The organism is Thermoflexus sp., assembly GCF_040289485.1.
Lineage (GTDB): Bacteria > Chloroflexota > Anaerolineae > Thermoflexales > Thermoflexaceae > Thermoflexus.
The window spans coordinates 1-4,718 of the sequence record NZ_PSLG01000096.1 but is presented as its reverse complement, the minus strand read 5'-3'; the positions used below and the strand labels follow the sequence as shown (position 1 = coordinate 4,718).

General features: G+C 67.6%; 4 protein-coding genes. 3 read left to right on the top strand and 1 reads right to left on the bottom strand.

The annotated features are described in order from the left end of the window. Window positions 1-194: 194 nt before the first annotated feature. On the bottom strand, window positions 195-611 hold the full coding sequence (locus C4313_RS11020; RefSeq protein WP_352429910.1) for a ribonuclease HI family protein: 417 nt from the start codon (window positions 609-611) through the stop codon (window positions 195-197). Window positions 612-828: 217 nt separating this feature from the next. On the opposite strand from C4313_RS11020, the gene C4313_RS11015 reads away from it, so the two are divergent. The 3 genes from C4313_RS11015 to C4313_RS11005 all read left to right on the top strand — a co-directional run. Further along, window positions 829-2,508 (top strand): NYN domain-containing protein, encoded by a 1,680-nt coding sequence (locus C4313_RS11015; RefSeq protein ID WP_352429909.1) that lies wholly within the window; start codon window positions 829-831, stop codon window positions 2,506-2,508. A gap of 13 nt (window positions 2,509-2,521) precedes the next feature. Then, window positions 2,522-4,012: an LCP family protein gene (locus C4313_RS11010; RefSeq protein WP_352429908.1), complete on the top strand. Its 1,491-nt coding sequence runs from the start codon at window positions 2,522-2,524 to the stop codon at window positions 4,010-4,012. After that, the coding region (locus C4313_RS11005) for an AAA family ATPase (protein ID WP_352429907.1) at window positions 4,003-4,718 on the top strand (716 nt) is incomplete at its 3' end. The genes C4313_RS11010 and C4313_RS11005, both read left to right, overlap by 10 nt.

Genomic DNA, 4,718 nt, shown 5'->3' with positions numbered 1-4,718 from the left:
GGAGATCCCTCGGGCGGCGGAACGGCGAAGGGCCGGTCTACGCGCCACGGGTCGATGAAGCCGGAAGGGGCCGGTCATCCGTTTCGCCTCGCAAGGTGAAACGGATGACGATGCGCCACGGAACGGTTGAGGCATTGGGGGATCCCTCATGGGGTGTGCAGCGGCCCCTCATCCCCGGAGGGATCCCCGATGGATCAATGGCCCAGCACGGCGCGGGTGGCCGCGCGGGGTTGCCAGACGAGGCGGGCCTCTCGAAATCGGGCCAGACGCCCGCGGGCAGCCTCCCAAAGCGGGCGCAGATGCGCTGCGCGCACCCGAAAGTCGCCCTTGAGTTGGGCCAGGACCAGGCGGCTGTCCCCACGGATCTCCACCGTGAACGCGGCGGGATCCTTCCCCGCCCGCTGGATCCGGTCGATGAGGTCGTCGAGGGCGGCGATCAGGGTGCGGTATTCGGCCTCGTTGTTGGTGAGGGCCTCCGCAAAGGTCAGCCGGCGTCGATCCTCCCGTCCGTCGCGCGTTCGGATCACATACGAGCCATAGCCGGGTCCGGGGTTGCCCCGACTGCCACCGTCGAAGAAGATCCAGTAGTCAGGCGAGATGCGGCCGGCCATGGCCTTCCCTCCCGATGGCGTTTTGTGTTTGACACGCCTTATAAACGGATCTGTAATCTTTACCCAGAGGGGGATCCTTCCGTCGGCGGAGAAGCGGCGGAGGAGCCGATCGGGGGGCTGGACCCGCCGCTGATCCGCTGGGATGCGGTGGCCCGGGAAGGAGAGGGCGTATGCCTTTCCCCTTCCGCCCCAGACCTCCCAACGGGTGGGGAAGCCGATGGTGTGTCGGGAACGGCCCAACACGGCGGTGTTCATCGATTTCGAGAACATCGTCACGGCGGCGGAGAGCCGCTACTATACCCTCGATCTGAACCGGCTGTTTCTCGAGCTCGGGCGTCGGGGGCGCCTGATCTTGAAGCGGGCCTATGGAGACTGGTCCCGCTTCACCAAATACCGGGACGAACTCCTCCGCCACGGGGTGGATCTGATCCAGGTTTATTCGTATGGCCACAAGATCGCCCGCAACCGCGCCGACGTCCGCATGGCCATCGACGCTATGGAGGTTCTGTTCACCCGGCCGGAGATCCAGTCCTTCGTCATCGTCTCCGGGGACAGCGATTTCTCCAGCCTGATCGCCCGCCTGCGCGAGCACGGGAAATACGTGATCGGCGTAGGGGTGCAAGGTGCCACCAGCGATCTCATCCCGGCGGTGTGTGACGAGTTCATCTATTATGATACGTTGATCGCGGAGGAGGCCGGCGCGGCAGCGGCCGCTCCCCTGCCCGCCGGAACCGCGCCGGAGGCCCCTGCTTCCCCGGAGGTCCTGGGGGCGGCGGATCGGTACCGGCGTTACCTGCAGGACTGGGGTTTCCTCCCCTTGGATCCCACCGCCCGCCGCCTCGGGCTGACCCGTCTGTACGAAGCGCTGCGGTCTGGGGTCGCGGACCTCACCATCGCCCGCTGGATGGAACAGGCGAACTGGGAGGGCGTTGAACTGGAGCCGGGCGGGCGGCAGGAACTGATCTGGCTTCTGCTGCTCAGCCGGGCCCTCGCTTTTGCTGGAGGGCTCCCACCCTCCGTGGTCACGCCCATCCAAGGGATCCAGGTGCCGGGGCTTAGGCGGTTCATCGAGGCCGCCGAAGGAGGGCTGGTCCGCTTCCTGGGGATGGCCGGATGGCCCCTGGAGCTCGAGGCCCTGACCCTGCTGCTGGGGATCCCCCCGGCGGAGGTGGGCAGCATCCTCCATCCGATGGTGCGGGAAGGCCTCCTCGGCCCCCACAACGCCGGGTTCCGCTGGATCCCCCGGGAGAACCCGCTGGAAGGAAAGGTGTTCGCGGCGTTGCGGGCGGATCTGTCGGAAGTGGTCTATCCCTCTGGGATCACCCCCTCTCTGGGGAACGCACGGGGGCTGTTCGAGGAGGGGTTGAGTTACCGCCGCGATCGCAACTTCGCTTTGGCCATCGACCGTTTCCGCATGGCTCTGCGCATGACCGTGGATCTGTGGGAGAGCCAGACCCCGGGCGTGGGGCCGTATGAAATCCGCTGGCGGGCGGCCAGTTACTGCTCGGTGCGGGCGGGAGAACTGTTTAACCGCCGGGATTACGCAGGTTCGCTGCCTTATTATTACGCTTTCATCGCCCTGATGATCCCCGGCGACCCCGTCTGGGAGAAGATGCGCGGCCTGGTCGACTTTATGCTCAGTTATGCCCTCTCCGCTTTCTTCCACAATCAGGTCCCTCCGGGGCCCGGTCCGTGTGCCCGGCGGGTGCTGGAGCTCTTCCACGACCCCGATCAGTCCCGGGCCGAGCGGGTTCGGGAGTGGCTGGCGCAGGTATCCCGGCACAACCGGGCGATGATCGCGTGGTTGTGGGAGCAGGTGAACGTCCTCGAGGCGGAGGAGGAGCAGAAGGCCGTCCTCCAGGACTTCCTGAGGCGGGAGTTGCTGGGGCTTGGATGACCGGAGGAGATCCATGGGTCACAGACTGGGCAGGGCCCTGCTCTTCATCGGATGGATCATGGTTGTGCAGAGCCTGGTCTGGATGGCGGACGGCCGTTGGGCCCGCGTCGCCGATCCTCGTCGTGCCGCCGGGGGGCGCGGGCAGCACCACGCCGCGTCGCCGACCCCTTCGCCGTCGCCGATCCCGACCGCGACCCCTGTTCCTTCCCCAACGCCTGTCCCTACGCCTTCGCCCACCCCGGCGCTCCCGGCCCGCTGGTCCACGCCGGTGGTGCCCCGGGTGAGCGCCACCTTCTCCCTCTCCGGTCCGGTCCCGACGCCCCATCCCGCGCTCCCGCTCCCCCCGGACCGGGTGAACTTGCTGTTGCTGGGCAGCGATCGTCGCGCCGGGCAAGCGCTGGGCCGGACCGACACCATCATCGTGGCCTCGATCGACCCCCGCGAGCCCTCCGTTCGGCTGCTGAGCATCCCTCGCGACCTCTGGGTCTACATCCCGGGATGGACCTACCACAAGGTCAACACCGCGTATGTGCATGGGGAGCTGGTGCGTTACCCGGGCGGCGGCTACGGGGTGCTGCGGGACACCCTGTTTTATAATCTCGGGCTGCCGACCCACGGTTACGCTTTGGTGGACTTCCTGGGGATGCGGCAGCTCATCGATGCCTTGGGCGGTGTGGAGGTCACTGTTCGCTGTCCCTTCAACGAGACGTTTGTCGATCCGGCCGACCCCACCATCACCCACACGCTCTCCCTGCCGGGGCCGGGCCGCTACCGTCTGGACGGCAATGAGGCCCTCTGGTATATGCGCTCCCGACGGATCGGTGGGGATTATGGCCGCTCCCGGCGTCAACAGCAGGTCCTGGAGGCGATGTGGAAGCGGCTGAAGGAAGGGGGCTGGCTGCTCCGCGTCCCCCAACTATGGATCTCCCTTCGCCAAACGGTGCAGACCGATCTGGGGTTGGAAGAACTCGCCTGGCTGGCCTCCGTCGGGTTGCGTCTGGATCGGAGCCGTATCGTTCATGGGTGGCTGCACACTGTGGTTTCCCCCACCACCTCCGTGGAGGGGCTTTCCATCTACGTGCCGACGGAAAAAACCCATGCCTATCTTCAGCGATTCCTGATCGGCCCGATCGAGCCGCCGCAGGCCCCGGCGGTTCGCGTGGAGGTGATCAACGCCACCGGCAATCCCATCGACGGGGAACTGGCGGCGGAGATCCTCGGCGAGGCCGGCTTCGGCGTCGCCCGCGTGCTGGAGGTAGCCCCGGATGGTCAGCCCACCCGGGTCCTCGCCCTCTCCTCGGCGTCGGACCCAGCTGTCCGACGGCGGCTGCTCCAGGCCCTGCGGCTCCCAGCCACCCGGGTGGAGGCCGCCCCCGAGCCCGGGGCAGAGGCGGCCTATCGCATCTGGCTGGGGTCTGATTTCAACCCCTGCCGCTTGATCATCAGGCTTGTTTCAGATCCTGGGGAACATTTCGGACGGGGAGGGAAGACCGAGTGCGTCTGAAAGCCATCGAGCTGCACGGGTTCAAGAGTTTCGCCGATCCCACCCGGCTGGAGTTCCCAGGGCCCATCACGGCCATCGTCGGCCCGAACGGGAGCGGGAAGAGCAACATCGCCGAGGCCATCCGATGGGCGCTCGGGGAGCAGAGCCTGTCCACGTTGCGGGCCCGGCGGGGGGAGGATCTCATCTTCGCTGGCAGTGATCAGCGCCCCCGGGCCGGCATGGCGGAGGTCACCCTGATCTTCGACAACGCCGAGGGCTGGTTGCCCATCGACTTCGTCGAGGTGGCGCTGACGCGGCGGGTGTATCGGGACGGGGAGGGGGAATATCTCCTCAACGGCAACCGGGTGCGGCTGCGGGATGTGCAGGAGTTGCTGGGCGCCACCCCCTTGGCCCGGCGGACTTACACGGTGATCGGCCAGGGGCTGGTGGATGAGGTGTTGCGCCTGCGGCCGGAGGAGCGCCGCGCCCTGTTTGAGGAGGCGGCGGGGATCGCCCTCTATCGGCTGAAACGCGAGGAGGCCTTACGGCGCCTGGAGGCTACCCAGCAGAACCTGAGCCGTGTCCGGGATCTGCTCGCGGAGATGACGCCGCGGCTGCACAGCCTCCGGCGCCAGGCCGAGCGGGCGCGGCAGCACGAGGAGATCCTCGCCCGCTTGCGGGAGCGCTGGCGGCGCTGGGCGGCCCTCCGGCTGGCCCGCCTGCGGGG

What these genes read in the sequence shown, in the direction of transcription:
- C4313_RS11020 (WP_352429910.1), bottom strand. Translation starts at nt 611, where the DNA reads ATGGCCGGCCGCATCTCGCCTGACTACTGGATCTTCTTCGACGGTGGC.
- C4313_RS11015 (WP_352429909.1), top strand. Translation starts at nt 829, where the DNA reads ATGGTGTGTCGGGAACGGCCCAACACGGCGGTGTTCATCGATTTCGAG.
- C4313_RS11010 (WP_352429908.1), top strand. Translation starts at nt 2,522, where the DNA reads ATGGGTCACAGACTGGGCAGGGCCCTGCTCTTCATCGGATGGATCATG.